Source organism: Kitasatospora sp. NPDC001540 (assembly GCF_042894345.1).
In the GTDB taxonomy this organism is placed as follows: Bacteria; Actinomycetota; Actinomycetes; order Streptomycetales; family Streptomycetaceae; genus Kitasatospora; species Kitasatospora phosalacinea_C.
The window spans coordinates 153586-176053 of the sequence record NZ_JBIAVO010000010.1 but is presented as its reverse complement, the minus strand read 5'-3'; the positions used below and the strand labels follow the sequence as shown (position 1 = coordinate 176053).

Here is a 22468-nt window from a genome sequence, read left to right as displayed (position 1 = left end):
CGGCTCGGATTTCGGCTGTGCACGGAATCTCCTCTGGGTGGGGAGGGGGATGGGCACGGCCCGGCTGTGAGCGCTCACCATCTCGTTCGCGGCAGCTCACGGCCGGGCCGTCGGAAGGAGCCGCGCCCGGTCCGGGGACCGGAGGCGGGCGCGGCTCGGCTCAGGGGCCGGGCCCGGGGGCCCGGTTCAGCGGTTCAGCGGTTCGGGGCGGTTCGGCCGGGCGCGCCGGCCCGGCTCACTTGAAGGCCCAGTGCTGGTTGGCGCCGCCGTTGGAGTCCCAGATCTGGACGGGCGCGCCGTTGCCGGTCTGGCCGCCGGGGATCTCCAGCGCCTTGCCGCTGGCGACGTTGGTCAGGGTGTAGGAGCCGTCGCCGTTCTGGGCGGCCCGCCAGTGCTGGTTGGCGCCGCCGTTGGAGTCCCAGACCTGCACCCGCGTCCCGTTGGCGGTCTGGCTGCCGGGCTCGTCCAGCACCCGGCCGCTGGCGGTGTTGGTCAGGGTGTAGCTGCCGTCGCTGTTCTGGGTGGCCCGCCAGTGCTGGTTGGCGGCGGTGCCGTTGGCGTCCCAGACCTGGAGCTGGGTGCCGTTGCCGTTCTGCCCGGAGGGCTCGTCCAGGACGCGCCCGGCCGCCACGTCGGTGAGCGTGTAGACGGTGCCGGAGACGATGCCGCCGCTCGGGGTGCCGCCGCCACCGTTGCTGCCGTTCAGCGCGTTGAGCACCGAGCCGTAGGCGGCCTTCGGGTTGCCGTTGTTGTCGAACAGCAGCGCGTTCTCGCCGGTGCGCCAGGAGTCGCTGTCGCGGATGCCCCAGACCGTGATGCCGGTGCAGCGGGGGGTGTCCAGGCAGGCCTGGACGGTGTTGGCGTACGCGCTGGCGGACGCCTGGGCGATGTCGAGCTCGGTGAGCTGGACGTCGACGCCGAGCGCGGCGAAGTTGGCCAGCGTGGTGCGGAAGCTCGCCGGGGCGCCGCCGCTGCCGAAGTGGCTCTGGAAGCCGACGCAGTCGATCGGCACGCCGCGGGCCTTGAAGTCCTTCACCATGTTGTAGACGCCCTGCGTCTTGGGGGAGGACCAGTCCTCGATGCTGTAGTCGTTGTAGCAGAGCTTGGCCGCGGGGTCGACGCCCCGCGCGGTGCGGAACGCCTCCTCGATGAAGCCGTTGCCCAGCAGGTTCTGGAACACCGAACTGCGGTGCTGGCCGGTCCCGTTGTCGGCGAAGGCCTCGTTGACCACGTCCCAGGCGTAGATCTTGCCCTTGTAGTGGGACATCTCCTGGGTGATGTGGTTGTTCATCACGCTGCGCAGCGTGTTGGCGTCGCCGATCGAGCTGACCCAGCCGGGCAGCTGGCTGTGCCAGACCAGGGTGTGGCCGCGCATCCGCTGGCCGTGCGCGGTGGCGTGGTTGACGATCGAGTCGCCGGGGCCGAAGTTGAACGAGCCCCGGGACGGTTCGACCGTGTCCCACTTCATCTCGTTCTCCGGGGTGATCATGTTGAATTCCCGGTCGAGGATGCCGCTGTACGTCGAGTCGCCGAGGCGGCCCGAGGCGACCGCGGTGCCGAAGTAGCGGCCGCTGCCGGACGCCGCCGCGCCGAGCGTGCTCGCGGCGGCCTGGGCCGTGGGCCCGGCGGTGAGGACGACGACCAGCCCGACCGCGGTGCAGGCGGCGGGGGTCAGGAGCGTGCGGAGACGGTTCTTCCCGTTGAGCCGTGGCATGACGGATCGTTCTCCTTGGGTGGGGGAGGGGAGTGCGCGCCGGGAGGCGTGGGGCCTCACCCGGCGGTCCTTCGGCGTGTGCCCCGCCGGGTCGTTCCTGCCCGGCGGGGCACACGTGGGGCTGGGGGCGGGAGAGGCGGTCGAGGGGGAAGGGTGGGCGCCGGACCCTCGATCATGCTGTTAGCGCTAACAATTCCGGTGTCAGGGGAAACGGGCCTCTCCGGGTTCGCCCCGGTGAAATGTGGACCCAGGCGTGACGGGTTGTCAATACTCCGCCCGCCGACCGATCGGAACCGACGGCTCCGCCCCTGGTGGGACGGCCCGTCCCGCCTCCCGCCCGGTCTGCAACTTTCATCCCCCTCCGGCCGGGGGCCGACCGGCGCAGCCCCAGGTGGCGGGGGTGCCGCGGACCGGTCGGCGGCGACGCCCGGCCGGGGCACCGGCGACAGCGGGCGTCCGCGCCGGGTAACATCCGTGTTTCCTCCGTGGTGGCGCCGGAACCTCCTCGTGCCGTTGGCACTCCCGACGGAGAGGCTCCATGTCCCGAACCCGATCGTTCGCGTCCAGGCTGATCGGCGTCCTCGCCGTGCTCGCCCTCGCGTGCGGCCTGAGCCTGCAGACGGCCCCCCGGGCCGCCGCGGCCTCGCTGACCCAGATCACCAACTTCGGCACCAACCCCACCGGCCTGCTCATGCACCTGTACGTGCCGGCCTCGGTCAAGCCCAACCCGCCGATCCTGCTGGCCCTGCACGGCTGTCAGGGCAACGGCCCCTACATGTACTCCAGCACCGACTTCGGCGCGCTGGCCGACCAGTACGGCTTCCTGGTCATCTACCCGTCGACCAACCCCAACGGCAGCTGCTGGGACGTCTCCTCCGACCAGGCGCTGACCCGCGGCGGCGGCAGCGACCCGGTCGGGCTGATGTCGATGATCACCTACACCGAGCAGCACTACGGCGGCAACGCCAACGCCGTGTACGTCACCGGCGAGTCCTCCGGCGGCATGATGACCAACGTGATGCTCGCCGACTACCCGGACGTCTTCAAGGCCGGCGCCGCGTTCATGGGCGTGCCCTACCACTGCTTCTACACCGGCACGGTGCGCGGCTGGAACAGCGGCTGCGCGCAGGGGCAGGTCTCGATGACCCCGCAGCAGTGGGGCGGCCTGGTCCGGGGCGCCTACCCCGGCTACACCGGCCCGCGCCCGCGGGTGCAGCTGTGGCACGGCACCGCCGACACCATCCTGAACTACAACAACCTCGGCGAGGAGGTCAAGCAGTGGACCGACGTCCTCGGCACCGGCCAGACGCCGTCGTCCACCGACACCCCCGCCTCCGGCTGGACCCGCACCCGCTACAACAACGGTGCGGGCACCCAGGTCGAGGCGTACGGCATCTCCGGCGCCGGACACCAACTGCCGGTCCAGGGCGCCGGGATGGCCGCCAACGCGGTCCACTTCATGGGCCTCGACGCCGCCCCGTCCGGCGGCGGCACCGGCGCGCTGCGCGCGGTCGGCGCGGGCAAGTGCCTGACCGACCCGAGCACCGCGGCGGGCACCCAGCAGCAGATCGCCACCTGCAACGGCGCCGCGAACCAGACCTGGACCCGCACCGCGTCGAACCAGCTGACCGTGACCGTCGGCGGCGCCACCCTGTGCCTGGACGCCGAGGCCAAGGGCACCACCAACGGCACCAGGGCGATCGTCTGGTCCTGCAACGGCCAGCCCAACCAGCAGTGGCAGGTCAACTCCAACGGCACCGTCACCGGCGTCCAGTCGGGGCTCTGCCTGGACGTGGCCGGGCTGGGCACCGCCGACGGCACGCCCGTCCAGCTGTGGAGCTGCAGCGGCGCCAGCAACCAGCAGTGGAAGCTGGGCTGAGGCCTCGAGGTTCTGAGGCCGTGAGGCCCTGAGGCCCGGCCGCCGACCCGTGCGGGTCGGCGGCCGGGCCGGTGCTCAGGCGCAGGCGGCGCCGTTCAGGGTGAACCGGGCCGGGGCCGGGTTGCTGCCGGAGTACGTGGCCTGGAAGCCGAAGCTCGCGCTCGCGCCGGGGGCCAGGGTGCCGTTCCACCCGGCGTCCCGCACGGTCACGGCGCTGCCGACCTGGGAGACCGTCGCGTTCCACGCGTTGGTGATCCGCTGGTTGCCGTCGTAGCTCCAGCCCAGCGTCCAGCCGGAGACGGTCGAGGCGCCGGTGTTCTTCACCGTCACCGTCGCGGTGAACCCGTTGCCCCAGGAGCTGTCCACCTTGTACGCCACCGTGCAGGACGCCGCGGGCGGGGCGGTGTCGTCGTCCGCCTCGGTGGCGGTGAAGGTCGCCGACTGGACGCCCGGGCCGCTGACGGTGAAGACCGCGCTGCCCGCCGTGGTGTCCGCGTCCTGCGCCGCCGACAGCGGGACCTGCTGCGCGGTGGCCCAGTTGGCGGGGGTGAAGAGCAGCGAGGAGGTGGTGGCCGACAGGTCGGTGTCGCCCGAGGTGCGGGCGACCGTCACGGTCACGTTCTGGGCGGGCGCCGCCGAGAGCTTGACCGCGACCGACGCCGAGCCGCCCTCGGGGACGGTCACCGCCGCCGGGGTCACCTGCACGGCGGGCGTGGCCGGGGCCGCGCGCCGCTCGGCGGCGAACGAGGCCAGCCAGGCCAGCGAGGCGTTCCAGTTGATCGCCACCTCGTTGGTCGAGTACGAGCCGATGTCGTCGACGTAGCAGGCCGCCGGGGCGCAGCCCGCCAGCTGGGCCTCGGCGATCGGGTCCTGCAGGCCGGAGTTGGGGCCGCCCGCGAAGGAGCCGGCCGGCGGGTGCGGGAGCGAGGCGTCGTTCTGGTGCGCCCAGAAGCGGTGGTGCTCGTTCTCCGAGGCGCGCTCGCCGTAGCCGCTCACGTAGGAGCGGTCCAGGGCGTTGCGGCCCAGCAGGTAGTCCATCGTCTCCAGCGCGCCGGTGCGGTAGCGGGCGGCGCCGGTCAGTTCGTAGGCGACGGCCAGCACCATCGCGTTGTTGGCGACCGAGCTGTTGGAGCCCCACACGTAGCCGTCGGGGGCCAGCGGCACCGCGTAGCCCTGGCCGCCCATGGTGGACAGGTAGCCGTCGGCGGCGGTGGTCAGCAGGCCGCGCAGCCGGGTCACGTCGTCGGCGGGCAGCGCGATGCCGGGGGTGGTGGCCAGGGTGATCCGGCCGAGCGTCGCGGTGCCGCCCCACCAGAAGGCGTCCACCGGCTTGGTGTGCAGCGGGGAGGAGGTGACCGCGTCGCGGTACTGGGACTCGCCGGTGGTGGCCAGGAGTTCGGCCGCCGCCCAGTAGAACTCGTCGGAGACGTCGGCGTCCTCGTACGCGCCGCCGCCGGTGCTGTCGGTGGCCGGGGCCAGCACGTTCGGGTTGGCCTTGGCGGCCGTCCAGGCGCGGCGGGCCGCGTCCAGGCAGCGGGCGGCGAAGGCGGAGTCGTACGGCGCGTAGACCCGGGCGCACTGGGCCGCGGTGGCGGCCAGGTTGAGCGTGGCGGCGGTGGACGGCTTGTGCAACTCGCGCTGCTGGTCGTCCAGTTCGGGACGGGTCGGCAGGCCGGTCCACTGGGCGTCGTGGATCTTGTGGAAGGCCATCCCGGCCATCGGCTTGCCGTCCGGGACCTGCATCCGCAGCAGGAAGTCCAGCTCCCAGCGGGCCTCGTCCAGCACGTCCGGCACGCCGTTGCCGCGCTCGGGCACCCGCAGCGTGGAGTCGCCGAGGGCCGCGTCGCCGCCCGAACGGCGGGCCCGCTCGAAGGAGTTGACCAGCTCCCAGGTCGCGATGCCGCCGTTGACCACGTACTTGCCCTGGTCGCCCGCGTCGTACCAGCCGCCGCGCACGTCCAGCTTGTAGTCGCAGACCCCGGCCTGGCAGGGCACGCTGGTGTCGCCCTTGTTCGGGGCCACCCCCAGGTGGCCGGCCGGGCGGGCGTAGGCGCTGCCGCCCGCCAGGGCCGCGTCGATCGCGATGCCGCTGCGCTGCTGGTAGAAGAAGTTCAGGCTGTCGGCGCGCAGTCCGTCGTACAGCGCGGCCGAGATGTCGAACGGGTGGCTGGCCGAGCCGCCGACGACCAGGGTGTAGCCGGTGCCGGTGCCGGTGTACGCGCCGAAGTCGACCAGGTGGGTGGACTGGCTGGAGGCCTGGTCGGCGCCGTGCACGGTGGTGGTGCCGGAGGCGACCTGCGCGCCGGAGGAGTCGCGCAGCTGCCAGGCGAGCGGGGAGGTCGCCGAGCTGACCACGGTGGCCCGCTTGGGGCCGTCCGGGAGGTAGCCGACCTGGTTGACCCGGACGGGGAAGTCGGCGGCCGCGCCGACGGTGGCGGCACCGGCGGTGGCCGGGACGAGCGCGGTGGCGGTCAGGCCGCCGGCGGCCAGGGCCAGGCCGGTCAGCACGGCGGCGGCGCGCCGGGGCAGGCCGCGGCCGGGGAGGGCGGGAGGCATGGGTGGGGGCCTTCCTTCGGATGGGGGGAGGGGTGCAGGGGGGTGGGAGCCCGCGGTGAATGGGAGCGCTCCCACTCGCCCCAATGAAGCCAGTTCGACTGGTGGTGCGTCAAGAGGCCGTAAAAGGACCGGAGTTGGCGGACCACCGGGCCGCCCGGTGCCCGGGTGGCCGCGCCCACGGCCGCAGTGGTGCCAGCCGCCGGGGAACACCCCTGTTCGGAGGCCGTCCGATGCTCTACGGTCGCGCCCATGACCCTCCAGACCCCGGCCACCAACGCCGCCGGTCGGCTGCTGTCCGTGCTGGCCGCCTTCGACCGGACGGCCCCCGCCCTGACCCTCACCGAGATCAGCCGGCGCGCCGGACTCTCGCTGCCCACCGCGCACCGGCTGCTGTCCGAGCTCACCGGCTGGGGCGCGCTGGAGCGCGACGGGGACGGCGTCTACCACGTCGGGCTGCGGCTGTTCGAACTCGGCACCCTCGCCCCGCGCGGGCCGGTGCTGCGCGAGGCCGCCCTGCCGTTCCTGGAGGACCTGTACGAGGCGACCCGGGAGAACGTGCAGCTCGCCGTCCGGGAGGGCGGCGACGCGGTCTACGTCGAGCGGCTGGCCGGGCGCTCCTCGGTCGGGGTGCGCACCCGGCTCGGCGCGCACTGGCCGCTGCACGCCACCGGCGTCGGTCTGGCGCTGCTCGCGCACGCCCCGGTCGAGCAGCAGGAGGCGTACCTGGCCGCCGGGTTGGCCGCCTTCACCCCCTGGACGGTGACCGACCCGGACCGGCTGCGGCGGATGCTGGCCGAGGTGCGCACCACCGGGCTGGCGGTCAGCGACCGGCAGGTCACCGAGGACGCGCTGTCGGTGGCGGCCCCGGTCCGGGGCGGGGACGGCACGGTGGTCGCGGCGGTCTCCGTGGTGGTGCGCGCCCCCGGCAGCCCGGCCGCGCTCGGGCCCGCCGTGCGGCTCGCGGCGCGCGGCATCTCCCGCGCCCTGGCGGCGGGCGGCGGGACGGGGACGGCCCCGGCCTGACGGAACGGGGCGGCTCCGCCCGGTGGAACGGGTGTCACCGGCCCGGCGGAGCGGGTGCCCCCGGCCCGGCGGAACGGACGCCTTTCGCCTGACGGAAGTTTCATTGTCGCCCCCGGGGCGCGCTGGGAGCCTCGTCGCATCCCGCTGAACCCCCACCACCCCAGGGACGGCTCCCATGACCCAGTTCGCCCGCAACCAGTGGTACGTCGCCGCGTACGCGACCGAGGTCGGCGACGACCTGCTCGGCCGCACGATCCTCGGCGAGCCCGTGGTGCTCTACCGCGCGCAGGAGGACGGCCGGGCGGTCGCGCTGGCGGACCGCTGCGTGCACCGCCGCTTCCCGCTCTCCGAGAGCCGCCGCCAGGGCGACGCCATCGTGTGCGGCTACCACGGCTTCACCTACGACCGGGCCGGTGCCTGCACGTCCGTCCCCGGGCAGACCCGGATCCCGCGCACCGCGCGGGTCGCCGCCTACCCCGTCGTCGAGCGGGACTCGCTGGTGTGGGTCTGGATCGGCGACCCGTCCGCCGCCGACGAGAGCCGCGTCCCGCGCGCCCCGCACCTGGTCGACCCGGCGATGACGACGGTGCGCGGCATGGAGCCGATCGACGCCGACTACGGCCTGCTGGTGGACAACCTGCTCGACCTCTCGCACGAGACGTACCTGCACGGCGGGTACATCGGCACCCCCGAGGTGGCCGCCACCCCGATCACCACCGAGGTGGACGAGGAGGGCGGCGTCGTCCGGGTCTCGCGGCACATGCTCGACGCCGAGTGCCCGCCGTTCTACGCCCGTTCCACCGGCATCGAGGGCCGGATCAGCCGCCTCCAGGACATCGAGTACTTCGCGCCCTGCCTGTACCTGCTGCACAGCCGGATCACCCCGGTCGGGCAGTCCGCGCCGGTCTTCCGCACCGAGATCACCTACGCGATCACCCCGTCCGAGCCCGGCAGGGTCTACGACTTCTGGGCCGTCTCGCGGGACTTCGCGGTCGGCGACGAGGAGGTCACCGCGTTCCTGCGGGACTTCAACCACACCGTGGTCATGCAGGACGTCGACGCCCTCAACCTGCTGCAGCGCGCCCTGGACGGCGAGCCCGGCCCGTACCAGGAGCTCAGCATCAACATCGACACCGGCGCGCTGGCCGCCCGCCGCATCCTCGCCGCGCTGGCCGCCGCGGGCACCGAGCGGGCCGACGCGTGAGCGGCGGCCCGGGGCGCCGGGTGTACCGCGTCGACTGGCTGCCCGGCGGCGACGTGCTGGAGGCCCGCTGCTTCTGCGGCGCGCGCTCCACCCAGCCGGACCCGGTCGCGGTGTGGACCTGGCTGCTCGACCACCCCCGCCACGCCGCCCCGCCGTCGGAAGGAGAACGGCCGTGACCGCGCCCGAACAGCTGCTGGACCTGGTGGTCACCGGCCGCCGGGACGAGGCCGAGGACGTCGTCTCGCTCACCCTGGCCCGCCCCGACGGCGGCCCGCTGCCCGACTGGACGCCCGGCGCCCACCTCGACCTGCTGCTGGACGACGGGCTGGAGCGCCAGTACTCGCTGTGCGGCGACCCGGCCGAGACCGCCGCCTGGACCGTCGCCGTGCTGCGCGAACCCGGCGGGCGCGGCGGCTCGGTGCGCGTCCACGACACGCTCCGCCCGGGCGCGGGCGTCCGGGTGCGGGGGCCGCGCAACCACTTCGCGCTGCTGCCCGCGCCGCAGTACCTGTTCGTCGCGGGCGGCGTCGGGATCACCCCGCTGGTGCCGATGCTGGCCGCCGCCGAGGCGGCCGGGGCCGACTGGACGCTGCTCTACGTCGGCCGCTCCCGCGCCACGATGGCCTTCGCCGGGGAGCTCGCCGAGCGCTACGGGCCGCGCGTCCTGCTGCGGCCCCGGGACGAGCACGGCCGACCCGACCTGGCCGCCCACCTCGACGCGCTGGGCGAGCGGGCCGAGGTCTACTGCTGCGGCCCCCGCCCGCTGCTGGAGGCCGTCGAGCGGCACTGCGAGCGCACCGGGCGCCCGCCCGCCCGGGTCGAGCGGTTCCAGCCGCGCGAGGCGGCCGCGGCCGGTGCGGACCGGCCCTTCACCCTGGTGCTGGCCCGCTCGGGGCTCACCCTGACGGTGCCCGCGGACGCCTCGGTGCTGGAGACCGTCCGCGGGGCCGGGGTGGACGTCCTCTACTCCTGCGAGCAGGGCACCTGCGGGACGTGCGAGACCGACGTCCTGGAGGGGCGCCCCGAGCACCGGGACTCGCTGCTCACCGAGGCGGAGCGGGCGGAGTCCGCCAGCATGATGGTCTGCGTCTCGCGCTGCCTGGGGGAGCGGCTCGTGCTCGACCTGTGAGCCGTCCGGCTCACCCCGTGCCGATCGTGTCCAGCAGTCGGGCGGCCTGCTCGGCGGCGGCCGGGGCGACCTCCCGGGCGATCTCGCGGAACAGCTCCTCGGCCCGGATCGCGGGCCAGTCGGCGGGCAGGTGCTCGGCGGGCAGGTGCGGGTCGGTGCGGACGAGTTCGAGCCAGTCGGTGTGCAGCAGCAACTGCCGCCGCACCGGGTCGCCGTCCGCGCCCGCGCCGTCGCCCCAGCGCTCCAGGAAGGCGCGGTAGCCGGCGGCGATGGCCGCCGTGTCGAAGGCGGACTCCACCACCTGCGCGACCTCGGTCGGCGCCAGCACCGTGCCCCGGAACACCCGCAGGTGGCCGTCGAGTTCGAGGTCGCCGAGCAGCGCGGCGACGTCCACCTCGCCCGGCGCCACCCACAGGCCGTTCTGCAGCGGCCCGAAGCCGCCCCAGGTCAGCCGGGAGCGCAGGTCGTGGCGCTGGCGGCGCCAGGCCTCCGGCAGCGAGAACCCGACCAGGGTCCACTGCCCCCGCCAGTCGCGGTTGACCGCGCCGGTGTTCCAGACCCGCTGGTGGCCGTCGCGCAGGACGTCCACGGCGCGCGGCGTCAGGCCGAAGTACATCTTGCGCCCCTGCCGGTGCCGGGCGAGCAGGCCGCGGTTGACCATCCGGGTCAGCGTGGAGCGCACCGCCTCCTCGGTGATGCCGACCCGCTCGAAGACCTCGATGACGCAGCCGGAGGAGAGCGCCACGTCCCGGCCCAGGACGTGGACGCCGAAGAAGGTGAGCATCAGGGACTGGGGGCGCGGGGCGGGGTCGAGATCGATCACGGCCCCAGCCTAGGACCCCGGCCCGGGCGGCCGGAGCGGGCACCGTAATGTTTGGCAATATCTTGACGGCTAACACGAATGTGCCTAAGTTGAGGCCGGTCCCACCCCTCGAAGGAGAAGCACCCATGGATCTGAACGGCAAGGTCGCCGTGGTCACCGGCAGCGGTCGCGGTCTCGGACTCGCCTACGCCAAGGCGCTCGCCGCCTCCGGCGCGGCGGTCGTGGTCAACGACGTGGACGCCGAGGCGGCCGCCGCCGCGGTGAAGGAGATCGAGGCGGCGGGCGGCCGGGCGGTCGCCGAGGTGGGGGCGGTCGGCTCCACGGAGACCGCCGAGGCGCTGGTCGCGCGGGCCGTCGACGCGTTCGGGCGGCTGGACGTGATGGTCACCAACGCGGGCGTGCTGCGCGACCGGGTGCTGTGGAAGATGTCCGACGAGGACTTCGACACGGTCGTCCAGGTGCACCTGCGCGGCACCTTCACCTGCGTGCGCGCCGCCGTGGCGCGGATGCGCGAGCAGGGCGAGGGCGGCCGCATCGTCGTCGCGGGCTCCCCGGCGGGCCAGCGCGGCAACTTCGGGCAGACCAACTACGCCGCCGCCAAGGCCGGGATCGCCGCCATGGTCCGCACCTGGGCGATGGAGCTGGCCAAGGCGGGCATCACCGCCAACGCGGTGATCCCGGTCGCCGCCACCGCGATGACCAGGACCATCCCCGCCTTCGCCCCGCACGTCGAGGCGCTGGAGCAGCACGGCACCCCGCTGCCGGACAGCCTGCGCAAGGGCGAGGGCTTCGGCACCCCCGAGGACGTCGCCTCCCTGGTCACCTTCCTCGCCTCCGACGCCTCCGCGGACGTCACCGGCCAGTGCATCGGCATCGGCGGCGACAAGCTGGCCCTGTGGTCGCACCCGCAGGAGGTCTCGGTCGCCTACGCCGACGGCGGCTGGAGCGCCGACGCGATCGCCGCGGCCTGGCCGGTGACGGTCGGACGGGTGCCCGAGACCTACGGCATCCCCGCCCCGCGGATCTGAACGGCGGCGCCCCGATGAGTCCCCAGCAGCCCCGCCTGTCGCTCGACGACCTGGTCGCGATCGACGTCCACACCCACGCCGAGGTCTCCGCGAGCGGGCAGGGCTCGCTCTCCGCCGAGCTCGACGCCGCCGCCGGCGCCTACTTCCACGCCGACCACCGCCGTCCCACCCTGCCGGAGATCGCCGCCCACTACCGCGAGCGGAAGATGGCCTGCGTGGTCTTCACCGTGGACGCCGAGCACGCCACCGGCACCCCGCCCGTCCCCAACGAGGAGATCGCCGAGGCCGCCCGGCGGAACCCCGACGTGATCATCCCGTTCGCCAGCGTCGACCCGTACAAGGGCCGCGCCGGGGTGCGCCAAGTGCGCCGCCTGGTGGAGGAGTTCGGCGTCCGCGGCTTCAAGTTCCACCCCAACGTGCAGGCGTTCTTCCCCAACGACCGGCTCGCCTACCCGCTGTACGAGGCGATCGAGGAGGCCGGTGCCATCGCGGTCTTCCACACCGGGCAGACCGGCATCGGCGCCGGTGCGCCCGGCGGCGGGGGCATCCGGCTGAAGTACTCGAACCCGATGCTGGTGGACGACGTCGCCGCGGACTTCCCCGGCATGCCGATCGTCCTGGCCCACCCGTCCTTCCCCTGGCAGGACGAGGCGCTGGCGGTGGCGACCCACAAGCCGCAGGTGTACATCGACCTGTCCGGCTGGTCGCCGAAGTACTTCCCGCCGCAGCTGGTGAAGTACGCCAACAGCCTGCTCCAGGACAAGGTGCTGTTCGGCTCCGACTACCCGCTGATCAGCCCCGACCGCTGGCTGGCCGACTTCGCGCAACTGCCGATCAAGGACGAGGTGCGGCCGAAGATCCTCAAGCAGAACGCCGCCCGCCTGCTCGGCCTCGACCAGCAGCAGTGACGCAGACGGAGGAGCCCCGCGTTGCACAACCAAGGCATCGGTTCCTGGCCCGCCCGCCGGGCCCGCAAGACACCGCACCGCACCGCCCTCGTCCATGAGGACCGGTCCACCAGCTACGCCGAACTGCACCGCCGCTCCAGCGGGTTGGCCCACCTGCTGCACCGGCGGGGGGTGCGCCGGGGCGACCGGGTCGCCTTCCTCGGCCCCAACCACCCCGCCTTCCTGGAGACCCTCTTCGCCCTCGGGCAACTGGGCGCGGTCTTCGTGCCGCTCAACACCCGCCTGGCCCCGCCGGAACTGCGCCACCAGCTCCGCGACTCCGGCAGCGCCCTGCTGCTGACCGTTCGTCAGAACGCCTCCCTGCTGGCGGAGTTGTCCGCGGACGCCGAGGTGTGGGAGGTGGAGGGGGCGGAGTACGAGGCGCTGCTCGCCGAGGCGCCCGGCGAGGTGTCGGACCTGCCGGTGGCCCACGAGGACCTGTGCATGATCATGTACACCTCGGGGACCACCGGCCGCCCCAAGGGCACCCTGCTGACCCACGGCAACATCGTCTGGAACAGCCTCAACGTGGTGGTCGACGTCGACCTGGCGAGCGACGAGGTCACCCTGGTCAGCGCGCCGCTGTTCCACACCGCCGCGCTCAACATGACCTGCCTGCCGACCCTGCTCAAGGGCGGCACCGCCGTCCTGGAGTCCGGCTTCGACGCCGAACGCACCCTCGAACTGGTCGAACGGCTGGGGATCACCTGCCTGTTCGGCGTCCCGGCCATGTACGACGCGATGGTCCGGGCCCCCGGCTGGGCCCGGGCCGACCTGCGCAGCCTGCGCAACCTGATGTGCGGCGGCGCGCCCGTGCCCGCCCGCACCATCCGGGCCTACCTCGACCTCGGGCTGGCGTTCGTCCAGGGCTACGGCATGACCGAGGCCGCCCCCGGCGTGCTGCTGCTCGACCGGGCGGACGCCCTGGAGCACGCCGGGACGGCGGGCGTACCGCACTTCTTCACCGACGTCCGGCTGCTGGACCCGGCGGGCGAGGAGGCCGGCGTCGGCGAACCCGGCGAGGTGGTGGTCAGCGGCCCCAACGTCACCCCCGGCTACTGGGGGCTGCCGCAGGAGAGCGCGGACGCCTACCACGACGGCACCTGGTTCCGCTCCGGCGACGTCGCCGTCCGGGACGAGGCGGGCTACGTCCGGCTGGTCGACCGCCTCAAGGACATGATCATCTCCGGCGGGGAGAACATCTACCCCGCCGAGGTGGAGGACGCCCTGCTGGAGCACCCCGCCGTCGCCGAGTGCGCCGTCTTCGGCGTCCCCGACGAGAAGTGGGGCGAGGTGGGACGGGCCGTCGTGGTGCTGCGGCCCGGCGCCACCGCGAGCGCCGAGGAGATCCTCGCCCACCTCGACGGCCGACTGGCCCGCTACAAGATCCCCAAGTCCGTGCGCTTCACCGAGGCGCTGCCCCGCAGCGGCGCGGGCAAGCTCCTCAAGGGGCCGCTCCGCACCGCCCACGGGCAGGCCTGACCCTTTCCCGACTCCCCCCTGACTTCTCTCGGCGCGCCCCGGCGTGCCCACCCGGAAGGACCCTCACGTGCCCCGCACCGTCCACGGCATCACCGACCTGCTCGCCCTCGGCGGCACCGACCTCGGCCACAGCCAGTGGCTGGAGATCGCCCAGGACCGGGTGAACACCTTCGCCGACGCCACCGACGACCACCAGTGGATCCACACCGACCCCGAACGCGCCGCCGCCGGACCGTTCGGCGCCCCGATCGCCCACGGCTACCTGACGCTCTCGCTGCTCATCCCGCTGTGGAGCGAGCTCCTCCAGGTCGAGGGCGTCGCCATGGCCGTCAACTACGGCCTCAACAAGGTCCGTTTCCCCTCGCCGGTCAAGGTCGGCGCCAAGATCCGCGCCCACGGCGCGATCGCCTCGGTGGCGGAGGTGAAGGGCGGCGCCGAGGTGACCGTCGACCTGACCGTCGAGATCGACGGCTCGGCCAAGCCCGCGGTGGTGGCCCAGGCGGTCTACCGCTTCTACGCCTGAGTGCGGCTCCGGCGGCCGAGCCCGGCCGTCCCGTCCGCCCTGTCCGCCCTGTCCGAACGGCCCTGAACGGCGCGAGCGGCTGCCCCGATCGGGGTGGCCGCTCGCGCCGTTTTCGGCAGGGGCGGGTGCGGGGCGCGGCGGGGCGGTGCGGGGCGCGGTGGCTGGCGGGCGGCGGCCAATCCTGTGCAGATTATTGACGGCCGACAAAGAATGGCCCTAAATTCGCCGCACGGCCGGTACCCCGCCCCTCGGTGCCCACTCGAACCGGCCCCGCGCCCGGTGCCCAGCCGCTCCCCTCCGCGCGAACGCCGCTCCCGGCCCCGGCCCTCGACCGGGCCCCCAGCTCGCGCCCTCCCCCAGGAGAAACACCCATGGCCACCCCCACCCACGCGCCCGCACGCGCCGCCCAGGGCGGACCCGCCCTGCGCCGCGGCACGCTCGTCGCCGGACTGCTCGCCGTCTGCACGGCCCAGATCGGCCTGGCCATCCCGGCCACCCTCAACGGCCTCTTTCAGAGCCAACTGCACCCCGTCGGCTCGCAGTTGACGTGGATCTCGGACGCCTTCCTGCTGCCGGTCGCCGTCCTGGAACTGACCTTCGGCCTGCTCGGCGACCTGCTCGGCCGCAAGCGACTGCTGGTCGGCGGAGCCGCCCTGCTGGCCGTCGGCGAGATCGTCAGCACCACCGCCAACGGCATCCACCAGCTCTGGGTCGGCCAGGCCCTGGCCGGCCTCGGAGCCGCCGCGCTCTTCCCGACCTCGCTGGCGATCCTCGCCGCGGGCACCGCCTCCACCGCCCAGCGGGCCAAGGTCGTCGCCCTGTGGGCCGCCCTGCTCTCCACCGGCGGCTTCGTCGCCCCGCTGATCGGCGGCATCACCGCCACCTACGGCTCCTGGCGCTGGGCCTTCGTCGTCGTCACCCTGATCGGCGCGGCCAGCGCCCTGACCAGCGCCTTCTGCGCCGACGAATCACGCGCCCCTGAAGGCCGCTCGCTCGACCTGCCGGGCCAACTCACCATCGGTGTCGGCCTGTTCGCCCTGCTCTACGCGATCATCCAGGGCCCCGAGGACGGCTGGACCGCCACCCCCGTGCTGATCGCCCTCGTGCTGGCCGTGCTCGGCCTGGTCGGCTTCGTGGCCGCCGAACTGCGCTCCGCCTCCCCGCTGCTGCGCCTGGACCTGTTCCGCAACCGCTCCTTCGCGGTCGCCTCCGTCATCACCGTGGTCGGCATGTTCAGCTTCCTCGGCACCGCCTACTCGGTCAGCATCCGGCTCGGCCCCGTCCAGGAACTGCCCCCCATGCGGACCGCCCTGGCCTTCCTGCTGCTCAACGGCATCGCCCTGGCCATGCTGCCGGTCACCCACCGGCTGCTGAACGCGGTGGCGCCGCGCCTGCTGCTCGGCTCCGGCCTGCTGCTGATCGCGGCCGGCAACTACTGGGCAGCGGCCCTGCCGGTCCACGACCACTCCTTCCTCCCACTGATCGCGCCGCTCGCCCTGGTCGGCCTGGGCTTCGCGGTGACCGTCTCCTCCGTCACCGCCACCGCCGTCACCACCGTGCCCCCGCACCTGGCCGGCATGGCCAGCGCCACCACCAACCTGCTGCGCGACTTCGGCTTCACCCTGGGCCCCGCCGTGATCGGCGCGATCGCCCTCAGCCGGGCCGGCGACCACTTCACCAGCACGCTCGGCGCCGCCGACCTGCCCGCCCCGCTCAAGGGCGCGGGCACCGCGATCCTGGAGGAGGGCGGCCCGCTGGCCGTCAACGGCGCCTCGGCGGCCTCGCCGAAGCTCTCCGCCCTGCACCCGCTCGCCGAGAGCGCGCTCGGCACCGGCTACTCGCTCGGCTTCGTGGTCTGCGGCTGCGCCGCGCTGTTCGCCGCCCTGCTCGCGCTGCTCGCCCTGCGCGGCCACGCCGCGGCCGAGGAGCCGACGCCGGTCGGCTGAGCACCGCCGAGCACCACCGACTCCGGTGGCCGAGCCGGTAGCCGAGCAGTGCCGACCCGGATAGCCGAGCAGCGCCGGCCCTGGTAGCCGGGACCCGGCCGGCCGGTAGCTGAGCAGTGTCGAACCCGGTAGACGAAATCCCTTGGGCCGACGGTGAGTTGTGCGGCCGTCGGACCGCTCCACCGCCCGGTGCCGCCCCCCTCGCGGGGCGGGCCCGGGCCCCGCTCGACCGCGGCAGGAGAACGGCCCTGCCGCCACGGCGCGTCCGCGCCGCCCGCCCGCCCACCCACCGTGTTGGAGCCCTCGATGCCCCGATCGCCCCGCCGGGCGCTGGCCGCGCTGTGCGCCGCCACCGCGCTCGCCGTCACCGCCCCGCTCGCCGCCGCCACCCCGGCCGCCGCCGGCACCACCGCGTCCGCCACCACCGCGTCCACCCACTACAGCGGCACCCTGCAGGACGGCGCGACCTGGATCGCCGACAAGCCCGCCCGGTGGAACGGCGTCCTGCTGGTGTTCAGCCACGGCTTCGGCGCGCTCACCGCCGCCAACGCCCCCTCCGACGCCGTCCGGGACCGGCTGCTCGCCGAGGGCTACGCGCTGGTGGGCTCCTCCTACGACCCGAACGGCTCGGCCTGGGCGCTGAACTCCGCCGAGCGGGACCAGTTCGCCACCGTCGCCGCGTTCGGCGACCGGGCGGGCAGGCCCGCCCACGTCGTCTCCGTCGGGCTCTCGATGGGCGGCCTGGTCAACGCCCAGATGGCCCGCGACGGCGCCGGGCGGATCGACGGCGCGCTGAACCTGTGCGGACTCGTCGCGGGAGGCGTCGACCTGGAGGACTACCAGCTCGACGCCGAGTACGCCCTGGCCTGGTTCTTCGACCGCGCCGACCTGCCGAACCTGGTCAACCTCTCCGACCCGGCCGCCGCCTCCGCGCTGGCCGACCGGCTCTCCACCGCCGTCGACGCCGCCCAGCAGACCCCCGCCGGACGGGCCAGGATCTCCCTCGCCGCCGCCTACCTCAACCAGTCGGCCTGGGCCCCCGGCCAGGCCCCGCCCGCTCCCGCCGACTACGCCGACCAGGAGTACCAGCAGTACCAGTGGCTCCAGCAGGGGCTGCTGTCCTTCATCATCCCCGGCCGCTACGCCATCGAGCAGTCCGCGGGCGGCAACCCCTCCTCCACCAGGGGCGTCGACTACACCGACCTGCTCAACAAGTCCTGGCACGCCGACGAGGTCCGCGCCCTGTACGCCTCGGCGGGCCTCGACCTGAAGGCCGACACCGCCGCGCTCACCGCGCACGCCGACATCACCGGCTCCGCCACCGCCCGCGCGAACCTGAACGCCAGCTCCACCGTCACCTCGCTCGGCATCCCGATGCTGTCCCTGCACACCACCTCCGACCAGCTCGTCCCCGTCGAGCAGGAGAACGCCTACGCCGCCCGGATCCGGGCCGCGGGCGACAACCGCCTGCTGCGGCAGGCCTTCGTCGCCCGGCAGGGGCACTGCAACTTCACCACCGCCGAGATCGTGGCCGGGCTGCACGCCCTGGAGCGGCGCCTGACCACCGGCTCCTGGGGCGACGTGGCCACCCCCGAGTCCCTGCAGGCCCGCGCCACCGCGCTCGACCTGGGCGGCGCCGCCTTCGTCGACTGGAAGCCCTCCCGGCTGAGCGGCGTGCGCTGAGCCCCGCCCCGCCCGGAGGCAGAACGCCGGGGGCCGTGCCCGGCCCCCGGCGTGACGGCGCGTCGGGCGGTGTGTCGGACGGTGCGTCAGACGAAGCGCCACAGGTGGTCGCCGGTGCCGTTGTCGTCCCAGAGCACGACCTGGGCGCCCTGCGCGGCGGACGCCCCGGAGACGCCGAGCACCCGGCCGCTGACCGCGGACTGCAGGCGGAAGGTGTCGCCGCCACCGTGCCGCAGCCGCCAGCGGTGGTCGGCGCCCCCGTTGTCGGCCCACTGGACGATCCGGGAGCCGTTGGCCGTGCCGCCGCCCTCCACGGCGAGCACCTTGCCGCTGTTGGCGTTGCGCAGCCGCAGGTACCCGCCGGAGTCGACCACCGCGGTCCACAGGTGGTCGGCGGTGCCGTTGTCACCCCACTGGAGCACCAGGCCGCCGTCGGCGGTCGACATGCCCGAGACCCCGAGCACCAGCCCGCTGGCCACGTTCTGGATCCGCCGGGTGCCGGTCGGGACGAACCACCACCGGCTGGTGGCCGCGGAGGTGTCCGGGGCCTGCACGGCGAGGGCGCCCTGCGCGGTGGAGCCGCCCGCGATGCCCAGCAGCTTGCCGCTGTTGACGTTGCGCAGGCCGTGCGCGCCGTCGGACGTCGCCACCACCGTCCAGCGGTGGTCGGCCGTGCCGTTGTCCGTCCACTGCAGCACGGCGGCGCCGTCGGCCGTGGACATGTTCTGCACGCCCAGCACCTTGCCGCTGTTGGCGTTGCGCAGGCGCAGCGCGCTGCCGTCCACCACCAGCCCCCAGTCGTGGTCGGCGGTGCCGCTGTCGGCCCACTGCAGGGCGGCCCCGCCGTCCGCGGTGGACATGTTCTGCACGCCCAGCACCAGCCCGCTGCCCGCGTTGAGCAGGCGGAACCCGGAGCTGCTGCGGGTGCTCCAGTAGACGGTGTAGTTGAAGCCCTGCGCGTCGTGGAACGGGCCGAGGTTCACCGACGCGCCGTCGGCGGTCGCGGTGAAGGCGAGGCCGGTGGTGCCGCTGCGGGTGATCGACTGCGGGTCCAGCACCGGGAGCGCGCCGAGCGCGGCGCTGCCGTAGTTCCCGCACAGCACGACCGGGCCGTAGCTGACCGCGGCGACGTTCGGGTCGTCGTCGGCGGCGGTGAGCGCGACGCGCATCGGCAGCTTGACGGTCACCGTGTCGCCGGAGGCCCAGGCGCGGGTGAGGACGGCGTAACTGCCGGGCGTGGCAGCGGTGTTCTGCACGGTGCCGTTGACGCTGAGGGTGGCGCCGGAGGCCCAGGACGGGATGCGGACGCGCATCGACCAGGTGTCGCCGGTGGTGCCGGTGACCTTCAGCACGGTGGTGTCCTCGGCGGGGAACGCGGTGGTCTGGGTGACCGTCAGGCCGCGTTCGGTCCAGTTGAGGACGGTGGGCACGAACAGGTTCACGATCAGGGTGGTGCCGTCGCGGAAGTAGACCGAGTCCGCCAGCTTGGTGTTGGACTCCACGCCGGTGCCCTGGCAGCACCAGAACGAGTCGTAGTCGGTGCTCCAGGTGCCGCCGCCCCAGGCCGGACCGACGCCGCGGCGGCTGCCGGGCTTCAGCGGGGTGAAGTAGGTGACGTGCCCGTGCGGGTCGGCGGGGTTCTGCGCGCCGACCACGTGGTTGAGCAGCGCGCGCTCGTAGAAGTCGAAGTAGGAGGCCCGGGCCGGGTCCAACAGCCACAGCTCACGGGTGAGTTTGAGCATGTTGTACGAGTTGCACAGCTCGCAGTTGTCGTTGGTCAGCTGGGAGGCGATCGCGTGCGGGGCGCGGAAGTGCTCGGCCTGGCTGTTCCCGCCGATGGCGTAGCTGTGCGCGGTGGTGCAGAAGGTCCAGGCGTTCGCGGCGATGTCGTGGTAGCGAGCCGTCCCGGTGGCCAGGTACTCGCGGGCGGCGCCGATCCACTTGGGCACCTGGGTGTTGGCGTGCAGGCCGTTCAGCTGGTCCTGGCCCGCCGCCAGCGGGTCGAACACGGCGGCGTGGTCGAAGCGCTGGGCGACCGTCAGCCAGCGGGCGTCGCCGGTCCGCAGGTGCAGGTCGGCCAGCACCTCGTTCATCCCGCCGAACTCGGTGCCCAGCTGCGCCTGCTGCTGCGCCTGGGTCAGTCGGCCGGTGCGCTGGTCGACCCAGCCGGCCATGGCCAGCAGCACGTCGCGGGCCTGGGTGCTGCCGAGCAGCCGCCACACGTCGAGCAGCCCGGCCATGGTCTTGTGGACGCAGTAGTACGGGACGTTGCCGTTCTTGAGCGTCCCCGCCTCCAACTGGACGAAGTCGCTCTCGGGGAAGCCCGAGAGGTAGCCGGGGGAGAACCCGGCCGCGCCGTTGTTGGCCTGGCACTTGGCCAGTTCGGCGACCATGTAGAGGGCCTTGTCCCGGCAGGTGGTGTCGCCCGTCCCGGCGTAGGCCTGGGCCCAGGCGCTGAGGAAGTGCCCTTGCACGTGGGTGCGGAACGGGAACGAGGGGGCGTCCCAACCGCCGTTCTGGGTCGCGGCGTTGGTGGACAGGCGGTGGTTGGCGCGGAAGTTGTACAGCAGGCGGTCGACGTCGACGAAGCGCAGGTACGCCAGGGTGCGGTCCTGGTTGTCGCGCAACCGGCCCGCGGTGAGCCGGACCTGGCCGAGGTCGAACGGCTGGGTCGAGGAGGTGACGGCCGCGGCGGTCGCGGCGGCCGCGGAGGTCGGCGCGGCCAGGCCGACGGCGGGGGCCAGGGCCAGGACGCCGGTCGCCTTGAGCAGGCTGCGGCGGTCCAGGGGGGAGGGGGACATCGCGGATCTGGTCCTTCCGGGTGGGGGAGGGAGCCGGGGCGGGGGATTGTGAGCGCTCACATCTGACTGCACGCCCGGGGTTCGGCGTTGTTAGCGCTAACAAGTCGTTATATCCCCCGCCTCCGCAGCCCGTCCAGAGGTTCGACCGCGCGATGACCGCACGATGCCCGCACGATGACGGCGCGTCAGGGGGATCGTCAGGAATCCTTGCGGGGACGGTAGTCGAACCAGTCCACGTGGACGGTGCCGGCCGCCGCGTAGGCGCCGATCACCCGGCCGGTGAAGCCGCCCGCGACCTCGGTGGACAGGTAGCGGCCGTCGAGCGAGGCCAGCGGGGTGAACGCCCCGTCCGGCTGCTCGAGGCCGAGGACGACCAGGTCGGGGGCGGTGCGGGAGTCCTCCGGCGGGTGCGGGGCGACGTCGATGCCGAGCACGACCGGGCCCGCGGGCACCCGGACGGCGGCCACCTCGGGGCGCAGCGGGCCGATCCGGGCGAACACCTTCACCTCGCCGTCGACCGCCTCGACCTCGTAGTGGTGGCGCTCGTCCAGCCGCACGGCCAGGCCGCCGCGGCCCGCGGTGGCGTCCACCAGGGCGCGCACCTCGCAGAACGGGTGCTGCTGGCGGCGGCCGACGAAGACCGCGTCGGGCGCGTCGAGCGAGGCGCCGGCCGCGTGCAGGGTCAGCCAGCCGGGGCGCTCGCCGGTGGTGACGAGTTCGGCGGGGCGGCGGCGCACCGACAGCCAGCGCGGGTGCAGTGCGGCCCCGTCGAAGTCCTCGCGGACCGGCGCCTCCGGCACCGGGTGCAGCGGCCAGGCCGGGACGGGCAGCTCCGGGGTGAGGCCGCCGACCACCGGCCAGCCGTCCGCCCAGGTCACCGGGGCGAGGAAGGTCTCCCGGCCGAGCACGTGCCAGCCCGGGGTGCCGCCGCCGGGGCGCACCCCGAGCAGCACCAGGCACCAGGAGCCGTCCGGCGCCTGCACCAGGTCCGCGTGGCCGGTGTTCTGGATCGGCCGGTGGGTGCCGCGGTGGGTGAGCAGCGGGTTGTGCGGGCAGGGCTCGAACGGCCCGGAGGGGGTGCGGCCGCGGGCGATCGCCACGCTGTGCCCGCGCTCGGTGCCGCCCTCGGCGATCAGCAGGTACCACCACACGCCGATCCGGTACAGGTGCGGCGCCTCGGGCGCCTGGGCGTCGACGGTGCCGGACCACAGCGGCCGCGACGGGCCGAGCGACCGGCCGGTGGCCAGGTCCACGGGCTGCTGGGAGACGCCCGCGACGGTGACCCAGCAGGTGCCGTCCTCGTCCCAGGCGAGGTCCGGGTCGATGCCGGGGACGTCCGGCAGCGGCAGCGGGTCGGACCACGGCCCGGCCGGGTCGGTGGCGGTGAACAGCACGTTGCCGCCCGCGCCGACGCTGGTGACGACCAGGTGGAACCGGCCGTCGTGGTGGCGCAGGGTCGGCGCGTAGATGCCCGCCGAGGACGGCACCTCCAGCGGCAGGTGGAGCTCCGGCCGGTCCAGCACGTTGCCGATCTGGGTCCAGTGCACCAGGTCGCGGCTGTGGAAGACCGGGATGCCGGGGAAGTACTCGAAGCTGGAGCACGCGAGGTAGTAGTCCTCGCCCACCCGGCAGACGCTCGGGTCGGGGTGGAGGCCCGGGATCACGGGGTTGGCCACGGTGCCGGGCGGGTGGTGCTGCGCTGACACGGGGTCAGCTCCTTTCCGTCGGTG

At 74.1% G+C, this 22468-nt stretch carries 16 protein-coding genes; 11 read left to right on the top strand and 5 right to left on the bottom strand.

All coding sequences use genetic code 11. The features are described 5' to 3' along the window. Positions 1–235: 235 nt before the first annotated feature. The gene (locus ACFY00_RS15220; protein ID WP_388031359.1) at positions 236–1714 is read right to left on the bottom strand and encodes an endo-1,4-beta-xylanase; all 1479 of its coding nucleotides are present in this window, start codon (positions 1712–1714) and stop codon (positions 236–238) included. Positions 1715–2252: 538 nt separating this feature from the next. On the opposite strand from ACFY00_RS15220, the gene ACFY00_RS15215 reads away from it, so the two are divergent. After that, positions 2253–3593 (top strand): PHB depolymerase family esterase, encoded by a 1341-nt coding sequence (locus ACFY00_RS15215; RefSeq protein ID WP_388031356.1) that lies wholly within the window; start codon positions 2253–2255, stop codon positions 3591–3593. 75 nt (positions 3594–3668) lie between these two features. On the opposite strand, the gene ACFY00_RS15210 is transcribed toward ACFY00_RS15215, so the two are convergent. Continuing rightward, positions 3669–6149, bottom strand: a complete 2481-nt coding sequence (locus tag ACFY00_RS15210) for a glycoside hydrolase family 9 protein (RefSeq protein WP_388031354.1) — start codon at positions 6147–6149, stop codon at positions 3669–3671. Between the two features lie 249 nt (positions 6150–6398). Here ACFY00_RS15210 and ACFY00_RS15205 point away from each other — a divergent pair, with 249 nt between their 5' ends. The 4 genes from ACFY00_RS15205 to ACFY00_RS15190 all read left to right on the top strand — a co-directional run bounded on the left by ACFY00_RS15205 (position 6399) and on the right by ACFY00_RS15190 (position 9505). Then, complete coding sequence (locus ACFY00_RS15205; RefSeq protein WP_388031352.1) at positions 6399–7172, top strand: IclR family transcriptional regulator; 774 nt, start codon at positions 6399–6401, stop codon at positions 7170–7172. Between the two features lie 175 nt (positions 7173–7347). Beyond that, the gene (locus ACFY00_RS15200; protein ID WP_388031351.1) at positions 7348–8376 is read left to right on the top strand and encodes a Rieske 2Fe-2S domain-containing protein; all 1029 of its coding nucleotides are present in this window, start codon (positions 7348–7350) and stop codon (positions 8374–8376) included. Between the two features lie 20 nt (positions 8377–8396). Continuing rightward, complete coding sequence (locus tag ACFY00_RS15195; RefSeq protein WP_388031349.1) at positions 8397–8552, top strand: hypothetical protein; 156 nt, start codon at positions 8397–8399, stop codon at positions 8550–8552. Next, a complete protein-coding gene (locus ACFY00_RS15190; protein WP_388031347.1) occupies positions 8549–9505 on the top strand; it encodes a PDR/VanB family oxidoreductase in 957 nt (318 codons plus the stop codon). Before ACFY00_RS15195 ends, ACFY00_RS15190 begins: the two co-directional genes overlap by 4 nt. 10 nt (positions 9506–9515) lie before the next feature. Here the strand turns inward: ACFY00_RS15190 and ACFY00_RS15185 are convergent, their stop codons facing one another. Further along, a complete protein-coding gene (locus ACFY00_RS15185; RefSeq protein WP_388031345.1) occupies positions 9516–10328 on the bottom strand; it encodes a PaaX family transcriptional regulator C-terminal domain-containing protein in 813 nt (270 codons plus the stop codon). Between the two features lie 125 nt (positions 10329–10453). Between ACFY00_RS15185 and ACFY00_RS15180 the strand changes: the two genes are divergently transcribed. The 6 genes from ACFY00_RS15180 to ACFY00_RS15155 all read left to right on the top strand — a co-directional run bounded on the left by ACFY00_RS15180 (position 10454) and on the right by ACFY00_RS15155 (position 17937). Next, positions 10454–11356 carry an SDR family oxidoreductase gene (locus ACFY00_RS15180; protein ID WP_388031344.1) on the top strand — a complete coding sequence of 301 codons (903 nt, stop codon included), beginning with the start codon at positions 10454–10456 and terminating at the stop codon, positions 11354–11356. Positions 11357–11370: 14 nt separating this feature from the next. Beyond that, entirely contained in the window at positions 11371–12264 is an 894-nt protein-coding gene (locus ACFY00_RS15175) for an amidohydrolase family protein (protein WP_388031342.1), read from the top strand. A gap of 21 nt (positions 12265–12285) precedes the next feature. After that, a complete protein-coding gene (locus tag ACFY00_RS15170) occupies positions 12286–13785 on the top strand; it encodes a long-chain fatty acid--CoA ligase (RefSeq protein ID WP_388031340.1) in 1500 nt (499 codons plus the stop codon). Between the two features lie 67 nt (positions 13786–13852). After that, positions 13853–14308 (top strand): MaoC family dehydratase, encoded by a 456-nt coding sequence (locus ACFY00_RS15165; RefSeq protein ID WP_388031338.1) that lies wholly within the window; start codon positions 13853–13855, stop codon positions 14306–14308. A 371-nt stretch (positions 14309–14679) separates the two neighbouring features. Then, entirely contained in the window at positions 14680–16254 is a 1575-nt protein-coding gene (locus tag ACFY00_RS15160; protein WP_388031335.1) for an MFS transporter, read from the top strand. A 306-nt stretch (positions 16255–16560) separates the two neighbouring features. Next, positions 16561–17937, top strand: a complete 1377-nt coding sequence (locus ACFY00_RS15155; protein ID WP_388031334.1) for an alpha/beta hydrolase — start codon at positions 16561–16563, stop codon at positions 17935–17937. 86 nt (positions 17938–18023) lie between these two features. On the opposite strand, the gene ACFY00_RS15150 is transcribed toward ACFY00_RS15155, so the two are convergent. After that, on the bottom strand, positions 18024–20738 hold the full coding sequence (locus tag ACFY00_RS15150) for a beta-L-arabinofuranosidase domain-containing protein (protein WP_388031332.1): 2715 nt from the start codon (positions 20736–20738) through the stop codon (positions 18024–18026). A 197-nt stretch (positions 20739–20935) separates the two neighbouring features. Continuing rightward, positions 20936–22444, bottom strand: coding sequence for a glycoside hydrolase family 43 protein (locus ACFY00_RS15145; RefSeq protein WP_388031329.1), 1509 nt, complete (start codon positions 22442–22444; stop codon positions 20936–20938). Positions 22445–22468 lie beyond the last annotated feature (24 nt).